The organism is Pseudomonas palmensis, assembly GCF_017848315.1.
Taxonomy (GTDB): Bacteria; Pseudomonadota; Gammaproteobacteria; order Pseudomonadales; family Pseudomonadaceae; genus Aquipseudomonas; species Aquipseudomonas palmensis.
Genome location: NZ_JAFKEC010000003.1, coordinates 155,764 through 171,366, shown reverse-complemented (window position 1 = coordinate 171,366; position 15,603 = coordinate 155,764). Strand labels below are relative to the sequence as shown.

16 protein-coding genes are annotated in these 15,603 nt (G+C 64.8%); 7 read left to right on the top strand and 9 right to left on the bottom strand.

All coding sequences use genetic code 11. From position 1 onward, the window contains the following. Positions 1-59: 59 nt before the first annotated feature. Positions 60-1,061, bottom strand: coding sequence for a phosphate ABC transporter substrate-binding protein PstS (locus JZZ72_RS03300; protein WP_043861541.1), 1,002 nt, complete (start codon positions 1,059-1,061; stop codon positions 60-62). Positions 1,062-1,211: 150 nt separating this feature from the next. Next, on the bottom strand, positions 1,212-2,501 hold the full coding sequence (locus tag JZZ72_RS03295) for an MFS transporter (protein WP_043861540.1): 1,290 nt from the start codon (positions 2,499-2,501) through the stop codon (positions 1,212-1,214). Between the two features lie 359 nt (positions 2,502-2,860). On the opposite strand from JZZ72_RS03295, the gene JZZ72_RS03290 reads away from it, so the two are divergent. Both JZZ72_RS03290 and JZZ72_RS03285 read left to right on the top strand, forming a co-directional pair. Further along, on the top strand, positions 2,861-3,262 hold the full coding sequence (locus JZZ72_RS03290) for an acyl-CoA thioesterase (RefSeq protein WP_009402429.1): 402 nt from the start codon (positions 2,861-2,863) through the stop codon (positions 3,260-3,262). Between the two features lie 72 nt (positions 3,263-3,334). Next, the gene (locus tag JZZ72_RS03285) at positions 3,335-4,231 is read left to right on the top strand and encodes a D-hexose-6-phosphate mutarotase (protein WP_210014034.1); all 897 of its coding nucleotides are present in this window, start codon (positions 3,335-3,337) and stop codon (positions 4,229-4,231) included. Positions 4,232-4,335: 104 nt separating this feature from the next. Here the strand turns inward: JZZ72_RS03285 and JZZ72_RS03280 are convergent, their stop codons facing one another. From JZZ72_RS03280 to JZZ72_RS03260, 5 genes are all read right to left on the bottom strand, one after another. After that, complete coding sequence (locus JZZ72_RS03280; RefSeq protein WP_043861581.1) at positions 4,336-4,869, bottom strand: DUF3299 domain-containing protein; 534 nt, start codon at positions 4,867-4,869, stop codon at positions 4,336-4,338. A 51-nt stretch (positions 4,870-4,920) separates the two neighbouring features. Further along, positions 4,921-5,166: a GlsB/YeaQ/YmgE family stress response membrane protein gene (locus JZZ72_RS03275; protein WP_043861538.1), complete on the bottom strand. Its 246-nt coding sequence runs from the start codon at positions 5,164-5,166 to the stop codon at positions 4,921-4,923. Positions 5,167-5,258: 92 nt separating this feature from the next. Further along, the gene (locus JZZ72_RS03270; protein ID WP_210014033.1) at positions 5,259-6,341 is read right to left on the bottom strand and encodes a 5-(carboxyamino)imidazole ribonucleotide synthase; all 1,083 of its coding nucleotides are present in this window, start codon (positions 6,339-6,341) and stop codon (positions 5,259-5,261) included. Between the two features lie 10 nt (positions 6,342-6,351). Further along, positions 6,352-6,843 (bottom strand): 5-(carboxyamino)imidazole ribonucleotide mutase, encoded by a 492-nt coding sequence (gene purE / locus JZZ72_RS03265; RefSeq protein ID WP_054916459.1) that lies wholly within the window; start codon positions 6,841-6,843, stop codon positions 6,352-6,354. Positions 6,844-7,055: 212 nt separating this feature from the next. Further along, positions 7,056-7,961 carry a LysR substrate-binding domain-containing protein gene (locus tag JZZ72_RS03260; protein ID WP_043861535.1) on the bottom strand — a complete coding sequence of 302 codons (906 nt, stop codon included), beginning with the start codon at positions 7,959-7,961 and terminating at the stop codon, positions 7,056-7,058. 178 nt (positions 7,962-8,139) lie between these two features. Between JZZ72_RS03260 and aspA the strand changes: the two genes are divergently transcribed. Next, positions 8,140-9,564, top strand: a complete 1,425-nt coding sequence (gene aspA, locus JZZ72_RS03255; RefSeq protein WP_043861534.1) for an aspartate ammonia-lyase — start codon at positions 8,140-8,142, stop codon at positions 9,562-9,564. A gap of 126 nt (positions 9,565-9,690) precedes the next feature. Here the strand turns inward: aspA and JZZ72_RS03250 are convergent, their stop codons facing one another. Continuing rightward, the gene (locus JZZ72_RS03250) at positions 9,691-10,119 is read right to left on the bottom strand and encodes a hypothetical protein (protein ID WP_058541954.1); all 429 of its coding nucleotides are present in this window, start codon (positions 10,117-10,119) and stop codon (positions 9,691-9,693) included. Between the two features lie 151 nt (positions 10,120-10,270). Here JZZ72_RS03250 and JZZ72_RS03245 point away from each other — a divergent pair, with 151 nt between their 5' ends. The 3 genes from JZZ72_RS03245 (at position 10,271) to JZZ72_RS03235 (ending at position 13,515) form a co-directional block, all read left to right on the top strand. Beyond that, positions 10,271-11,257, top strand: a complete 987-nt coding sequence (locus JZZ72_RS03245) for an asparaginase (protein ID WP_058541955.1) — start codon at positions 10,271-10,273, stop codon at positions 11,255-11,257. Between the two features lie 86 nt (positions 11,258-11,343). Then, positions 11,344-12,336 (top strand): AraC family transcriptional regulator, encoded by a 993-nt coding sequence (locus tag JZZ72_RS03240; RefSeq protein WP_043861531.1) that lies wholly within the window; start codon positions 11,344-11,346, stop codon positions 12,334-12,336. Between the two features lie 141 nt (positions 12,337-12,477). Further along, positions 12,478-13,515, top strand: coding sequence for a histone deacetylase family protein (locus tag JZZ72_RS03235; protein WP_043861530.1), 1,038 nt, complete (start codon positions 12,478-12,480; stop codon positions 13,513-13,515). Between the two features lie 2 nt (positions 13,516-13,517). Here the strand turns inward: JZZ72_RS03235 and pdxR are convergent, their stop codons facing one another. Beyond that, entirely contained in the window at positions 13,518-15,047 is a 1,530-nt protein-coding gene (gene pdxR, locus JZZ72_RS03230) for a MocR-like pyridoxine biosynthesis transcription factor PdxR (RefSeq protein ID WP_210014032.1), read from the bottom strand. A 107-nt stretch (positions 15,048-15,154) separates the two neighbouring features. Here pdxR and JZZ72_RS03225 point away from each other — a divergent pair, with 107 nt between their 5' ends. Beyond that, entirely contained in the window at positions 15,155-15,601 is a 447-nt protein-coding gene (locus tag JZZ72_RS03225; RefSeq protein WP_043861529.1) for a GNAT family N-acetyltransferase, read from the top strand. The last annotated feature ends 2 nt before the right edge of the window (positions 15,602-15,603 follow it).

The window sequence follows — 15,603 nt, the reverse complement described above, 5'->3', positions numbered from 1 at the left end:
GCAGCGGACTCGCAATTTGCAGCGCGGCCCGCACAGATGCAGGGCGCGCCCGTTCACACTCAGTTTGCAGCGACGCCTTTGGCGGCGTGGTTCAGGCCCAGGTCGGCCAGCGCTTTCTCGGCCACTTTGGCGGGCAGCGGGATGTAACCGTCTTTCACCACGACCTGTTGACCGGCCTGCGACAGCACCAGCTTGACGAACTCGGCTTCCAGCGGGGCCAGAGGCTTGTTCGGGGCCTTGTTGACGTAGACGTAGAGGAAACGCGACAGCGGGTAGGTACCGTTCAGGGCGTTGGCTTCGTTGTCTTCGACGAACGCGCCGCCTTCCTTCTTGGCCAGGGCCACGGTTTTCACGCTGGCGGTCTTGTAGCCGATGCCCGAGTAACCGATACCGTTCAGCGAGCTGCTGATCGACTGCACGACGGACGCCGAGCCAGGTTGTTCGTTGACGTTAGGCTTGAAGTCGCCTTTGCACAGGGCTTCTTCCTTGAAGTAGCCATAGGTGCCGGATACCGAGTTGCGACCGAACAGCTGGACCGGCTTGTTGGCCAGGTCGCCGGTCACGCCCAGGTCGCCCCAGGTTTTCACGTCGGCCTTGGCACCGCACAGGCGGGTGGAGGAGAAGATGGCGTCGACCTGAGCCATGGTCAGGCCCTTGATCGGGTTGTCCTTGTGCACGAACACGGCCAGGGCGTCGACGGCGACCGGGATGGCGGTCGGCTTGTAGCCGTACTTCTGTTCGAACGCCTGCAGCTCGACGTCTTTCATCTTGCGGCTCATCGGGCCCAGGTTGGCGGTGCCTTCGGTCAGCGCGGGTGGCGCGGTGGAGGAGCCGGCGGCCTGGATCTGGATGTTTACGTTCGGGTATTCCTTCTTGTAGGCCTCGGCCCACAGGGTCATCAGGTTGGCCAGGGTATCGGAACCGACGCTGGAGAGGTTGCCCGATACGCCGGTGGTTTTGACGTAGGTCGGAATAGCAGGATCAACAGCGGCAACTGCGTTGGCAGTCGCAACGCCAGCGGCGGCAAAGGTCAGGGCCGCCATCAAACGCTTCAGTTTCATGCCTTACTCCTAGCAGGAATTGGGGGTAGATGGATCGGGCCCAAGTATCTGCAGGCCGTATGACTACTCTATGAACTGAATGTGACAATTAGATGAAAGGCCATCACCTCGTTCGAGGGATGGCCCTTATAGCGGACGCGGGGCGGGGTTTCAGCGCTTGGTGAGCAGCAGGTAGATGCCTACCAGCAGGCCCAGGGTGCAGATGCCGGCGACATAGTAGGCCGGGCCGAGCGGGCTGAACTTCATCAGCGAGGTGACCATGATCGGGGTCAGGCCACCGAAGATCGCGTAGGCCAGGTTGTAGGAAAACGACAGGCCGCTGAAACGCACCACCGGCGGGAAGGCGCGCACCATCACGTAAGGCACCGCACCGACGATGCCCACGCACAGCCCGGTAACGGCGTACATCGGGTACAGCCACTCAGGGTGCGCCGCCAGGTTGTGGTAGAAGCTCCAGGAGCTGGCCAGCAGCGCCAGGCTGCCGACGATGAACACGCGCCCGGCGCCGAAGCGGTCGGCCAGGCGCCCGGCCACGATGCAGCCGATGCTCAGCAGCACGATGGCCAGGCTGTTGGCCTTGAGGGCCTCGGTGGCGCTGATGCCGTAGAGGGTCTGCAACACGGTCGGGGTCATCAGGATGACCACGATGATGCCGGCCGACAGCAGCCAGGTCAGCAGCATCGACAGTACGATGGCGCCACGGTGGTCACGCAGCACCGCGCGCAGCGGCACTTCCTCGGCCAATGCCTTGCGCTGCTGCATCTCGGCGAACACCGGGGTTTCGTGCAGCCAGCGGCGCAGGTACACCGAAAACAGGCCGAACACGCCGCCGAGCAGGAACGGGATCCGCCAGGCGTAGTCGCTCAGTTGCTCGGGGGTGTACACGGTGTTGATCAGGGTCGCGACCAGCGAGCCGAGCAGGATGCCCGAGGTGAGGCCCGCCGTCAGCGTGCCGCAGGCGTAGCCGATGTTGCGCGCCGGCACGTGTTCGGACACGAACACCCAGGCACCCGGCACTTCACCGCCAATGGCGGCGCCCTGGATCACGCGCATCAGCAGCAACAGGATCGGTGCCCACATGCCGATCTGCGCGTAGGTGGGCAGCAGGCCCATGATCAGTGTCGGCACGGCCATCATGAAGATGCTCAGGGTGAACATCTTCTTGCGCCCCAGCAGGTCGCCGAAGTGGGCCATCACGATGCCGCCCAGCGGGCGCGCCAGGTAGCCGGCAGCGAAGATGCCGAAGGTCTGCATCAGGCGCAGCCACTCGGGCATGTCGACCGGAAAGAACAGCTTGCCCACCACCGCGGCGAAGAACACGAAGATGATGAAGTCGTAGAACTCCAGCGCCCCGCCCAGGGCGGAGAGCGACAGGGTCTTGTAGTCACTGCGGGTGAGCGGCCGCGAGGGCTGCTCTATGGAGGGGGGCACGGAGGTCATCGAAGCGTCTCTTATTGGCAAATCAGGCCGCGGCAGCGCTGGCCCCGGCCTGTCAGGAGGTCGAACGATAGCAAATTGTTCGAAAAAGCACATGGATCGACATAATCGGGGCAGATAATCATGACCGCATGGTCGTCGCCCCACGCGCGGCTCTATATACTGGCCGCTCGTATCAAACGGTTACGCCTTGTGTGGGATGTTGTGCGAAAACGCCGCTAGGTATGCTTAGTCGGTTTCGCAGAGTTTCCCTTCGCCGCACGGCAGAGCGAAGCAGCGTAGTATGTTCGTGCTGAATCGTTTTTCGCGGCGTCCGCACCAGCGCAAACCAACGAAGCGTTACGGGTCAGAGGCACCCCGGCATGATTGAACTCGAACAAGAAGATCCTATTCCGCAAGGCGACCTGGCCTTGCAGATCACCGCATTGCCCCGTGAAACCAACGGTTTCGGCGATATCTTCGGCGGCTGGCTGGTCGCCCAGATGGACCTGGCCGGCACGGCCATGGCCAGCCGAGTCGCAGGTGGGCGCGTCGCCACCGTGGCGATCGACCGCATGGCCTTTCTGGTGCCGGTGGCGGTGGGCGCGCAACTGTCCTTCTATACCCAGACCCTGGAAATCGGCCGCAGCTCGATCCAGATGATGGTCGAGGTGTGGAGCGACGACCCGCTGAGCAGTGAATGGCGCAAGGTCACCGAGGCAGTGTTCGTGTTCGTCGCCATCGACGGCAGCGGCCGCACCCGCTCGGTGCCGCCTCGTCGCTGAGCCTGGGGCGCGCTAAACTCGAGGGTCTGCGCGAGGTCCAAGACCTCGTAGGCCACCCTTCGAGAGCAACGCATGTCCACATCCAAGGTAGAAGTCGAACAGCATGGCGAGCTTGCCTGCTGGCGTATCACCACGCCTCGCGCCGAGCTGCTGATTGCCCAGCAGGGCGCACAGGTGCTCAGTTACCAGCGCGTGGGCGAGCCGCCGCTGCTGTGGCTCAGCGATCAGGCGATCTTCAGGCAGGGCAAATCGGTGCGCGCCGGTGCCCCGGTGTGCTGGCCCTGGTTCGGCAACCTGCAACGCAACCCAGCGGCCGTACAGGCCATGTTCCACGGCGCCGAGGCCCCGGCCCACGGGCTGGTGCGCGGGCGTGACTGGCAGTTGCTGGGTATCGACAGCAGTGCGGATTCGGTACGCGTAGACTTCACGCTCCCCCAAGCGTTGGGAGAGCTACCCGGCTGGCCGCACACGGTAGAACTGAAACTGAGCATCGTGCTCGGCGAAGAACTGGCGCTGACCCTCGACAGCCACAACCTGGGCAGTGGCAGCGTCACCCTCAGCCAGGCGCTGCACAGCTACTTTGCAGTCAGCGATGTGCGTGGCGCGCGGGTTGACGGCGTGGACGGGCTGGCCTACATCGAGACGCTGGCAGACTGGGAGCAACGCACCCAGCAGGGCGACCTGGGGTTTGCCGGGGAAACCGACCGCATCTACCTGCAGGCACCTGAGCGTCTGAGCATCGTCGACCCGGGCTGGAACCGGCGTATCACCCTGCGTACCCAGGGTTCGCGTTCGGCGGTGATCTGGAACCCATGGGTGGACCGCGCCGCGCAGCTCACGGACATGGCCGATGACGGCTGGCAGCGGATGCTGTGCATCGAGACGGCGAACGTGTGGGATGACGTGGTGGAACTTGCGCCCGGGGCGACCCATTCGCTGAGTGTCAGTATCGGCAGCGAACCGCTCTAGACCGCTATAGCGGGTCAAGCCCGCTCCCACCGGGCATTGCACTGATCATGAGGGCAGCACTGTACCTGTGGGAGCGGGCTTGACCCGCGATGCAGACGACGCGGTTACAGGTCGGAGTCCTCCACCACCCTCACCTTCCCCGCATCCAGCGCATACGCCGCATCGGCCAGGTCATTGCTGACCTTCTCCACCTTCAGCGTGCCGCTGACCCACAGCGGCGTGTAGATATCGTCCAGCTTCAGGCCATGGGGATAACGCACCAGCACCAGCTGGTTGGGCGGCGGTGGCGGTACATGGATGCAGGCGCCCGGATAGGGTACGAGGAAGAACAGCGTGCTGTTGCCCTTGGCGTCGGTTTCCAGCGGCACCGGGTACCCGCCCAGACGGATCTGCCTGCCGTTCATGGCAGCCACCGTCTTGCTCGAATACATCACCGCCGGCAGGCCCTTGCTCTGCTTCAGGCCACCCTTCTCGGTAAAGGTACCCATCGCCTCGGGGGAGTTGTGGTCGATCTCGGGCATCTGCTCCAGCGCCTTCTGGTCCGACTTGGGCATCAGCTCCAGCCAGTCGGTCTCGGGCAGCTCGGCGCGGGCCAGGCCACTACACAGCAACAGGGTAAGCAGTACGACTCGGCGCATGAAAAAAAGCTCGGCAACTGACGGAAAGTTGCCGAGCATTCTAGCGTCCTGTCAGCGCTTTTTGATCATGCCGTAGATCACCAGCAGGATGATTGCACCCACCAGTGCACCGAGGAAGCCAGCACCCTCGCCCGCATGGTAGATCCCCAGCGCCTGGCCACCGTAGGTCGCCGCCAGAGAGCCGGCGATACCCAGCAGAATGGTCATGATCCAGCCCATGCTGTCGTCGCCCGGCTTCAGAAAACGTGCCAGCAAGCCGACGATCAGGCCGATGAAGATGGTTCCGATGATACCCATGGCATTCCCTCTGAATTGAGTGCACGAGCCAAAGCCTAGTCAGCGCTTTGGCATCCTGCCATCAGAGGGATGCGCGGCGGGAATGGTTCCGCTCAGCCTGCGATGAGCGCTTCGACCTGCTGGATCTTCTGCTCCAGCGTGGCCATGTCGGCGCAGCGCAGGGTGGCGTGACCGACCTTGCGCCCGGCCTTGAAGGCCTTGCCGTAGTGATGCAGGTGACAGTCGTCGATAGCCACGACCGCGGCCACCGCCGGCACTTCGCCGATGAAGTTGAGCATGGCGCTTTCGCCGACCTTGGCGGTCGAGCCCAGCGGCAGGCCGGCCACGGCGCGCAGGTGGTTCTCGAACTGGCTGCACTCGGCGCCTTCGATGGTCCAGTGCCCGGAGTTGTGCACACGCGGCGCGATCTCGTTGGCCTTCAGGCCACCGTCGACCTCGAAGAACTCGAACGCCAGCACGCCGACATAGTCGAGCTGCTCGAGCACACGGCTCGCGTAGTCTTCGGCCAGGCCCTGCAGCAGGTGGTCTTCGCTGGCCACCGACAGGCGCAGGATGCCGCTGTCGTGGGTGTTGTGCACCAGCGGGTAGAAGCGCGTCTCGCCATCGCGGCCGCGAACGGCAATCAGCGACACCTCGCCGGTGAACGGCACGAAGCCCTCCAGCAGGCAGGGCACGCTACCAAGTTCGGCGAACGTGTCGACAACATCGGCTTCGGTGCGGAGCACCTTCTGGCCCTTGCCGTCATAACCCAGGGTGCGGGTCTTGAGCACGGCCGGCAGGCCGATGCTGGCGACGGCGGCCTCCAGGTCGGCTTGCGACTGGATGTCGGCGAAGGCCGGGGTCGGGATGCCCAGGTCACGGAACATGCTCTTCTCGAACAGCCGGTCGCGGGCGATGCGCAGCGCTTCGGCGCTCGGATACACCGGCACGAACTGCGACAGGAAGGCCACCGTCTCGGCTGGCACGCTTTCGAATTCGAAGGTCACCAGGTCGACTTCGTCGGCCAGCTGGCGCAGGTGATCCTGGTCGCCGTAGTCGGCACGCAGGTGCTCGCCCAGAGCGGCCGCACAGGCGTCAGGGGCCGGGTCGAGGAAAGCGAAGTTCATGCCCAGCGGGGTACCCGCCAGGGCCAGCATGCGGCCCAGTTGGCCGCCACCGATTACACCGATTTTCATGCGTGTGACCTCAGGCCTGGCGCGGGTCTGGATTGTCCAGAACGTTGTCTGTCTGCTCAGCGCGGAACTGTTTCAGAACGGTATGGAACTGCGGGTGCTTGGCGCCCAGGATGCTCGCCGAGAGCAGCGCGGCGTTGATCGCGCCGGCCTTGCCGATGGCCAGAGTGGCAACCGGGATGCCGGCCGGCATCTGCACGATCGACAGCAGCGAATCGACGCCCGAGAGCATGGCCGACTGCACCGGCACACCCAGCACCGGCAGGTGGGTCTTGGCGGCGCACATGCCTGGCAGGTGGGCAGCGCCACCGGCACCGGCGATGATCACCTCGATGCCACGGCCTTCGGCCTCTTCGGCGTACTGGAACAGCAGGTCCGGCGTGCGGTGGGCGGAAACCACCTTCACTTCGTAGGGAATGCCGAGTTTTTCCAGCATATCGGCGGTGTGGCTAAGGGTGGACCAATCGGACTTGGAGCCCATGATCACGCCAACCAGTGCACTCATCGTCGAGCCTCTTCTCTTGGGCGCCTTCAGGCGCGTCAAAAAACAACAAGCCACGCAGGGACGACCGGCGTGGCTTGTTATGCGAATTAGGGCCGGGTGTACCGACCGAAGGCCGCGCAGTATATCGTAAAGCCGTGTGTTTGATGCACCCCGGCGACCAACTGTAAGCCTTATTTTTCGGGCTTTTTCAGGGCTTCGGGCTGACTCTGGAGTCAAGCTGTCGCCGGCCCGCCTTCGAGCTTGCGCCACAGCAGGCGCACGTTGGCCTTGCGCACCAGCGCGCAGCGGTACAGGCGGATCTCCAGCGGCACGTGCCATTGCGCACCGCCACAGATCACCAGCTCGCCACGTTCAAGCTCGGCACGGGCCGACAGGCGCGGCACCCAGGCAATACCCAGGCCTTCCAGGGCCATGCTCTTGAGGCTGTCGGCCATGGCGGTTTCGTAGATGGTGGTAAAGCGCAGGTTGCGCTGGCGCAGCAGCAGATTCACCGAGCGCCCCAGAAACGCTCCGGCGCTGTAGGCCAGCAAGGGCACGCTGGCGTCGTTTTCCAGGTCGAACAGCGGCTTGCCGTCGGCATCCGCTGCACACACCGGCAGCATCTCGGTGTGCCCCAGGTGCAGCGAGGGGAAGATCTCGGCGTCCATCTGCAGGGCCGCATCCGGGTCGTAGAACGCCAGCATCAGGTCGCAGCCACCTTCGCGCAGGGCGTGCACCGCATCGCCGACGTTGGTCGCCACCAGCCGCGTGGCGATGTTCAGACCGTCGTTGCGCAACTGCGCGATCCAGCGCGGAAAGAAGCCCAGCGCCAGCGAGTGCGCCGCCGCCACCTGGATCACCTCGCCCTGCCCGCCTTCCAGGTGATGCAAGTGGCGCAGCACCTCGCCCAGCTGGTCGACCACCGTGCGCGCCGTCACCAGGAACAGTTGGCCGGCAGCGGTCAACTCGATCGGCGTGCGCGAGCGGTTGACCAGGGTCAGCCCCAACGCAGCCTCCAGGCTGCGAATGCGCCGGCTGAACGCCGGCTGGGTCACGAAGCGACGCTCCGCCGCCTGGGAAAAGCTGCGGGTGGCGGCCAGGGCGCTGAAATCTTCCAGCCATTTGCTTTCGAGGTTCATCGGGCTCTCCAGGCATGCACCAAAATGGTACACGCTCGAATGTCAATTGGCGTCACATGGAACGTTATGCCGTTTGTGCATAGGTTAGCGTGCAACAGCATTGGCCGCAAAATCCGTGCAGGCCTAGGATTGGCGCCATTCCGGCATGTGCCGGGCCTAACTCGAGATGATCTCTATCATGTCCGCTGCTGCATCGTTCCGTGTCGAAAAAGACCTGCTTGGCACCCTCGAAGTCCCTGCTGATGCCTACTACGGTATCCAGACCCTGCGTGCTGCCAACAACTTCCACCTCTCTGGCGTGCCGCTGTCGCACTACCCGAAAATGGTTGTCGGCCTGGCCATGGTCAAACAGGCAGCTGCCGACGCCAACCGCGAGCTGGGTCACCTGAGCGATGCCAAGCACGCCGCCATCAGCGAGGCCTGTGCCCGCCTGATCCGCGGTGACTTCCACGAGCAGTTCGTGGTCGACATGATTCAAGGCGGTGCCGGTACCTCCACCAACATGAACGCCAACGAAGTGATCGCCAACATCGCGCTGGAAGCGATGGGTCACCAGAAGGGCGAGTACCAGTACCTGCACCCGAACAACGACGTGAACATGGCGCAGTCGACCAACGACGCCTACCCGACCGCCATCCGTCTGGGCCTGCTGCTGGGTCACGATGCGCTGCTGGCCAGCCTCGACAGCCTGATCCAGGCCTTCGCTGCCAAGGGTGAAGAGTTCAGCCACGTACTGAAGATGGGCCGTACCCAGCTGCAGGACGCCGTGCCGATGACCCTGGGCCAGGAATTCCGTGCCTTCGCCACCACCCTGACCGAAGACCTCAACCGCCTGCGCACCCTGGCGCCGGAAGTGCTGACCGAAGTCAACCTGGGCGGTACCGCGATCGGTACCGGCATCAACGCCGACCCGGGCTACCAGGCCCTGGCCGTACAGCGTCTGGCGCTGATCAGCGGCCAGCCGCTGGTACCGGCTGCCGACCTGATCGAAGCCACCTCCGACATGGGCGCCTTCGTGCTGTTCTCCGGCATGCTCAAGCGCACTGCAGTCAAGCTGTCGAAGATCTGCAACGACCTGCGCCTGCTGTCCAGCGGCCCGCGCACCGGCATCAACGAGATCAACCTGCCGGCACGTCAGCCAGGCAGCTCGATCATGCCCGGCAAGGTCAACCCGGTTATCCCGGAAGCGGTCAACCAGGTGGCCTTCGCCATCATCGGCAACGACATCGCGCTGACCATCGCGGCCGAAGGCGGCCAGCTGCAGCTGAACGTGATGGAGCCGCTGATCGCCTACAAGATCTTCGACTCGATCCGTCTGCTGCAACGCGCCATGGACATGCTGCGCGAGCACTGCATCGTCGGCATCACCGCCAACGAACAGCGCTGCCGTGAACTGGTCGAACACTCGATCGGCCTGGTCACCGCCCTGAACCCGTACATCGGCTACGAAAACGCCACCCGTATTGCCCGTATCGCGCTGGAAAGCGGCCGCGGCGTACTGGAACTGGTGCGTGAGGAAGGCCTGCTGGACGAAGCGATGCTCAACGACATCCTGCGTCCGGAAAACATGATTGCACCGCGTCTGGTACCGCTCAAAGCGTAACCGACGCCGTACTACCGCTCACCAGGTTGAGGGACTAGACACCTCTCACCTTTTGAGGGCCCAGGGACTTTGTCTCCGGGCCCTTTTTTTTGCCTGCGGTGCGACCTTCGCCAGCAATGCCGGCGCCTAAAGGGAACGGGTAGTGTCGGCTGCTTCTGCCGACGAGGGCAGCAGCAGCACATTCAGGAAGGTCGAATCGCTGACGATCTCCTTCATGAACCACCACACGAACGCCAGGCAGAGCGCCACCATGAAGGCGGTCAGATCGCCCGTGTAATGGCGCACCGTGAGCACCCCGATAAAGCACAGCACCACGCCCAGCCCGCTGATCAGGTCTGCCCAGTTGGAACGGCTGAGGTGGCGCTTCATGGCCCGGTGATCCGCCTCGGGCAACACCAGCGCCTGGGCACACTTTGCACAGGTGAGCGGCTGCCCGCCCATGAGCGTTTCCAGCTCGCCCTCGCTCGGCAACCAGACGTGGCCGCATGCCGGGCAATTGAGGTCCACCGCGGCGCACAGGCGCTCTTGCGCGGATTTGTACTTGTTCGTCGACACGTCCTTGGCACCTTCGTCCTGAAGCAGGCGCGATGGTAACCGCTGGCCGTCACGCTGCCCATCGCGAACTCGGGCGGCCCGGCCGCTGACAGCGCGCCGGGGGATGGCGTAAGGTGGTCGGCTTTCCTTCAGTCGAGCACGGAGACAGGCCATGACCCCGGCCCCTGCCCACAACATCATGGTGCTGTACACCGGTGGCACCATCGGCATGCAGGCCAGCGCCGGCGGCCTGGCCCCGGCGTCGGGCTTCGAGCAGCGCATGCGTGAGCAACTGGCCGGGCAACCGGGCCTGGCAGCCTGGCAGTTCCGCGAACTGCTGCCGCTGATCGACAGCGCCAACATGACGCCCTGCTACTGGCAGCGCCTGCGCGCCGCGATCATCGAAGCGGTGGATGGCCAGGGCTGCGATGGCGTGCTGGTGCTGCATGGCACCGACACCCTGGCCTACAGCGCCGCCGCCATGAGCTTCCAGTTGCTCGGGCTGACGGTGCCGGTGCTGTTCACCGGCTCGATGCTGCCGGCCGGTACGCCGGACAGCGATGCGTGGGAGAACCTCACGGGGGCGCTGCAGGTGCTGAGCCAGGGTACGTCGCCGGGTGTTCAGCTGTATTTCCACGGTCAGCTGCTGGCACCAAACCGCACCGCCAAGGTGCGCAGCTTCGGCCGGAACCCGTTCGCGACCTTGCAGCGCTCGGGCGGTGCGGCGCAGGCGCCTGTACCGGCAGCACTGGCTTATCGCGCGCCGCTGCAGGTGGCCAAGGTTGCAGTGTTGCCGCTGGTGCCAGGCCTCGACGCCGCGCTGTTGCAGGCCACACTCGACAGCGGGGTCCAGGGGCTGGTGCTGGAATGCTACGGCAGCGGCACCGGGCCGTGTGATGACGATGCGTTCGTGGCCGTGCTGGAACAGGCCCGCGCGCGTGACATCGTGGTGGTGGCGATCACCCAGTGCCATGAAGGCGGGGTCGAACTGGAGGTGTACGCAGCCGGCAGCCGCCTGCGCGAGGCCGGTGTGCTGTCGGGTGGCGGAATGACCCGGGAGGCGGCGTTCGGCAAATTGCAGGCATTGCTCGGTAGCCAGTTGCCGGTTGACGAGGTGCGACGGCTGGTTGGGCTGGACCTGGCTGGCGAATTACGTTGAGCCCTTCGCTGGCTTGCCAGCGAACAGGCCCTGAAGGGCATACAAATTGCTCACTCAACCCCAAGCCCCTCAGCCGGATGCCGAGCATGCTCCACTCCCACCTCACCACCCTGAACGCGGTTTCCCTGATGCTGCAGGCCTTCAAGGACGAAGACCGTGCCGCCCAGCGGCTGCTCGAAGGCACCGGCATCACCCCGGCCGACCTGGGCCGCGCCGACTGGCGCATCACCACGCACCAGGAACTGCGCGTGTGCGCCAACGCCGTGGCCATGCGCCGGGAAGTCGGGCTGGAACTGGGCCAGCGCATGCACGTTTCATCCTACGGCATGCTCGGTTACGCCCTGCTTTCCGGTGCCACCCTGGGTGACGCCCTGCACCTGGCCCTGCAGTACCCCGCGCTGCTGGGAACACTTTTCCAGCTGCGCCTGATCGAGGACGGCGAGCGGGTCTGGTTCAGCGCCAGCGACTACGGCCAGGCCCCGGAGCTTGCGGCGTTCAATGCCGAGTTCTGCCTGACGTCGCTCAAGGTCATCTGCAACGACCTGCTCGGCCAGCCGCTGCCCTTGCTGGGCGCGCGTTTCGCTCACCCTGCCCCGGATTACCAGGCGCTCTACAGTGCGCCTTTCGACTGCCCCCTGCAGTTCGGCGCCAGCGACAATGCCTTTGCCTTCGAACGCCACTGGCTGGCCCGGGCCCTGCCCCTGGCCGACCCGATCACCCACCGTGCGATGAGCGAACGCTGCCGCCGGCAGAACCTGGAATTCACCGGGCGCCAGGCCTGGCTCGGGCGCATTCGCCAGCTGCTGCAGCAGCAGTTGGAGGCACCACCAGGCCTCGAGGGCCTGGCGCGGCAGATGAGTTGTTCGTCACGCACCCTGCGTCGCCACCTGCACGAGCTGGGCAGCAGTTATCAACAACTGCTCGATGAGCTGCGCTTCGAACGGGCCAAGCAGTTGCTGGCCGAGGACGAGCTGCCGATCTACCGCATCGCCGAGGTGCTGGGCTTCAGCGAGCCGGCCAGCTTCCGACACGCCTTCCTGCGTTGGAGCGGCGTGGCACCGAGCCATTTTCGCGCCTGAAACACGCGCATGCACCGCGAGGGGGCGAAATGCGGACAACCGTGTTGGCCATATCGATCCCCTTTTGGCCGTTTGCGCCGTTCTGCCGGTGGGCGTACCTCTCGACAATGGGGCCACGCCAGTAAACCCGGAGAACAAAAAATGCTGACGATCTATTCCGATGACCATCGCCTGCACCACGGCCGCTGCGAGCTGATCGACGGGCAGTTGATGCCCTGCTTCGAAATGCCCTCGCGTGCCGACCATGTGCTCGAGCGGGTCAAGGCCCAGGGCCTGGGGCCCGTCGAAGGCCCTACCGATTTTGGCCGCGCACCGCTGCTGCGCGTGCACAGCGCCGACTACCTGGATTTCTTCCAGGGCGCCTGGCAGCGCTGGAGCGCACTGGGCCATGACGGCGACCTGCTGCCGTTCACCTGGCCGGCGCGCAGCCTGCGCCAGGTCAAACCCAGCGGCCTGCATGGCGAGCTGGGCTATTACAGCTTCGACGCCGGTGCACCGATCACCGCCGGCACCTGGCAGGCCGCCTACAGCTCGGCGCAGGTTGCCCTGACCGCACAGGCGGCGGTGCAGGCCGGTGCCCACAGCGCCTTCGCCCTGTGCCGGCCACCGGGGCATCATGCCGCCAGCGACGTGATGGGGGGCTACTGCTATCTGAACAACGCCGCGATCGCCGCCCAGGCCTTCATCGACCACGGTCGCCAGCGCGTGGCGATCCTGGATGTGGACTACCACCACGGCAACGGTACCCAGCAGATCTTCTACGCACGCAACGACGTGCTGTTCGCCTCGATCCACGGCGACCCGCAAGCCGAATTCCCGTTCTTCCTCGGCTATGCCGACGAGCACGGCGAAGGCGACGGGCTGGGCTGCAACTTCAACTATCCGCTGCCGGCAGGCAGCGACTGGGCCACCTGGCGCGGCGCGCTGGACGAAGCCTGCGAACGCATCGGCGCGTATGACCCCGAAGTGCTGGTGATCTCGCTGGGCGTGGACACCTTCAAGGACGACCCGATCTCGCAATTCAAGCTCGACAGCCCGGACTACCTGGCCATGGGCGAGCGCATCGCGCAGTTGGGCAAGCCGACCCTGTTCATCATGGAAGGTGGCTATGCCGTGGCCGAAATCGGCGTCAACGCGGTCAACGTGCTCGAGGGTTTCGAGCGCGCCCGTCAAGGCTAGGCTCAGTCGACCCAGGCACGTGCAAGGCGTGCCAGGGCCTGGGCAATCGCGGCCTCGTTCACGGCCGCGAACCCCAGCACCAGTCCGGCACGCTTATCCACAGGCAGCGGCGTGTCGGGCAACCAGTAATCACTCAGCGCATTGAGTTCGACACCCACCGCTGCGGCACGGGCGATCAGTTCCCGTTCGCGCGCCTGGCTGTCCACGTCGATCTTCAGGTGCAGGCCCGCCGCCACCTCCGGCAAGGCTCCCAGCCCCGCCACAGCCTTCGGCCAGCCGGCCAGAAGCGCATTGCGCCGGCTCAACGCCGCGCGGCGCATGCGCCGGATATGACGCTGGAAGTGCCCTTTAGCCATGAACTGCGCCATCACCGCCTGTGTGCCGACCTCGGAATGGCGCACCGCCAACGCCCGAAAGCGCGAGAATGCCTCCACCAGCCGGGCCGGCAGCACAAGGTAGCCCAGACGCAGCGCCGGAAAGGCCACCTTGCCGAAGGTGCCGACATACAGCACCCGTCCGCTGCGGTCCAGGGCTGCCAGCGGGGCCAGCGGCGCGCCGCTGTAGCGGTACTCGCCGTCGTAGTCGTCCTCGATGATCCAGCTGTCGTTGCGCTCGGCCCAGGCCAGCAGTTCCAGACGCCGCGCCAGGCTCAGGGTGACGCCGGTGGGGTACTGATGCGCGGGGGTAACGTAGCTCAGGCGACAGTTGGGCAACTGGGCCAGGGCAGCGCACTGCAACCCGTCGTGATCCACCCCCACGCCATGCACCTTCGCGCCCGCCATGACGAAGGCTTTACCCGCCGCACGATAGCCGGGGTTTTCCACAGCCACACCGTCACCGGGCGCCAGCAGCAGCTGTGCACAAAGGCTGATTGCCTGCTGCGCACCACTGGTGATCACAATTTGTTCAGCCACGCAGGACAACCCACGGGAGCGACGCAGGTAGGTGGCAATCAGCTCGCGCAGCAGCGGTTCTCCGGCCGGGTCGCCGTAACCGAGTGACGCCGGGTCGGGATTTCGCCAGAAACCCGCCTGCAGCTTGGCCCACACCTCGAAGGGGAACAGATCGAAGGCCGGTATGCCAACCTGAAAAGCCCGCGGCGCACGAGGCTCATGCACGGATAAATGATTGTTTTCCAGGCGCTCCAGCACGTCCGTGTGGATAACTTTACTGGATAAATCCTCAGTGCAATCACCCGTTTTTGTGGATAACCCTGTGGAAAAACCCAGGGATAACCCTGTGGACAGTTTTGTGGATAGTTTTGGCAGCTGACTGACGTAGGTACCATCGCCCACCCGGCTTTCGATATAGCCTTCGGCATACAGCTGGTCGTAGGCACGAACTACGCTGTTACGTGAGACGGCAAGCGCTGCGGCCATGTCGCGGGTGGCGGGAAGACGCGTGCCGCTACCCAGGCGCCCGTCCAGCACGCGCTGGCGCAGCGCCTGGTACAACTGGCGACTGAGCCCCTGACGACGGTCCAGCACGATGCCGGTGGGGTCGAAGGGCAAGGCAACGCTACGTTCGCTCATGAAATTGGACCTACCAAATAAGCCGGAAATGGCTCTTACCATAAGCCAATAGCCTGCCTAGGATGGGGCCATTCGCCAACCCCTGTATTGCACACAAGGATCCTTCGATGTCTACCGTGACCCTGCGCCCCGTGACCGCCGATGACCACGCCGCCTGGCTGCCGCTATGGCAGGCCTACCAGCGTTTCTATGAGACCCGCATCGATGAGGCGGTCAGTGCCGTGACCTGGCAGCGCATGCTCGACACCAGCGAGCCGACCAACGCTGCGCTGGCCTGGGTCGATGGCAAGGCGGTGGGCATGGTGCACTGGATCTACCACCGCTCCAACTGGACGGTGGAGAACGCCTGCTATCTGCAGGATCTGTATGTCGACGCCAACCAGCGCGGCAAGGGCGTGGGCCGCCAGCTGATCGAGCTGGTGTACGACACGGCGCGCCAGGCCGGCTGCACCAAGGTGCACTGGCTGACCCATGAAACCAACGCCACCGGTATTTCGCTGTATGAACAGGTGGCCGAACGGCCGGGTTTCATCCAGTTCCGCAAAGCCCTGTAATC

Bases quoted from the DNA above. Each gene is read 5' to 3' on its own strand.
- JZZ72_RS03300 (WP_043861541.1), bottom strand. From the start codon at position 1,061: ATGAAACTGAAGCGTTTGATGGCGGCCCTGACCTTTGCCGCCGCTGGC.
- JZZ72_RS03295 (WP_043861540.1), bottom strand. From the start codon at position 2,501: ATGACCTCCGTGCCCCCCTCCATAGAGCAGCCCTCGCGGCCGCTCACC.
- JZZ72_RS03290 (WP_009402429.1), top strand. From the start codon at position 2,861: ATGATTGAACTCGAACAAGAAGATCCTATTCCGCAAGGCGACCTGGCC.
- JZZ72_RS03285 (WP_210014034.1), top strand. From the start codon at position 3,335: ATGTCCACATCCAAGGTAGAAGTCGAACAGCATGGCGAGCTTGCCTGC.
- JZZ72_RS03280 (WP_043861581.1), bottom strand. From the start codon at position 4,869: ATGCGCCGAGTCGTACTGCTTACCCTGTTGCTGTGTAGTGGCCTGGCC.
- JZZ72_RS03275 (WP_043861538.1), bottom strand. From the start codon at position 5,166: ATGGGTATCATCGGAACCATCTTCATCGGCCTGATCGTCGGCTTGCTG.
- JZZ72_RS03270 (WP_210014033.1), bottom strand. From the start codon at position 6,341: ATGAAAATCGGTGTAATCGGTGGCGGCCAACTGGGCCGCATGCTGGCC.
- purE (WP_054916459.1), bottom strand. From the start codon at position 6,843: ATGAGTGCACTGGTTGGCGTGATCATGGGCTCCAAGTCCGATTGGTCC.
- JZZ72_RS03260 (WP_043861535.1), bottom strand. From the start codon at position 7,961: ATGAACCTCGAAAGCAAATGGCTGGAAGATTTCAGCGCCCTGGCCGCC.
- aspA (WP_043861534.1), top strand. From the start codon at position 8,140: ATGTCCGCTGCTGCATCGTTCCGTGTCGAAAAAGACCTGCTTGGCACC.
- JZZ72_RS03245 (WP_058541955.1), top strand. From the start codon at position 10,271: ATGACCCCGGCCCCTGCCCACAACATCATGGTGCTGTACACCGGTGGC.
- JZZ72_RS03240 (WP_043861531.1), top strand. From the start codon at position 11,344: ATGCTCCACTCCCACCTCACCACCCTGAACGCGGTTTCCCTGATGCTG.
- JZZ72_RS03235 (WP_043861530.1), top strand. From the start codon at position 12,478: ATGCTGACGATCTATTCCGATGACCATCGCCTGCACCACGGCCGCTGC.
- pdxR (WP_210014032.1), bottom strand. From the start codon at position 15,047: ATGAGCGAACGTAGCGTTGCCTTGCCCTTCGACCCCACCGGCATCGTG.
- JZZ72_RS03225 (WP_043861529.1), top strand. From the start codon at position 15,155: ATGTCTACCGTGACCCTGCGCCCCGTGACCGCCGATGACCACGCCGCC.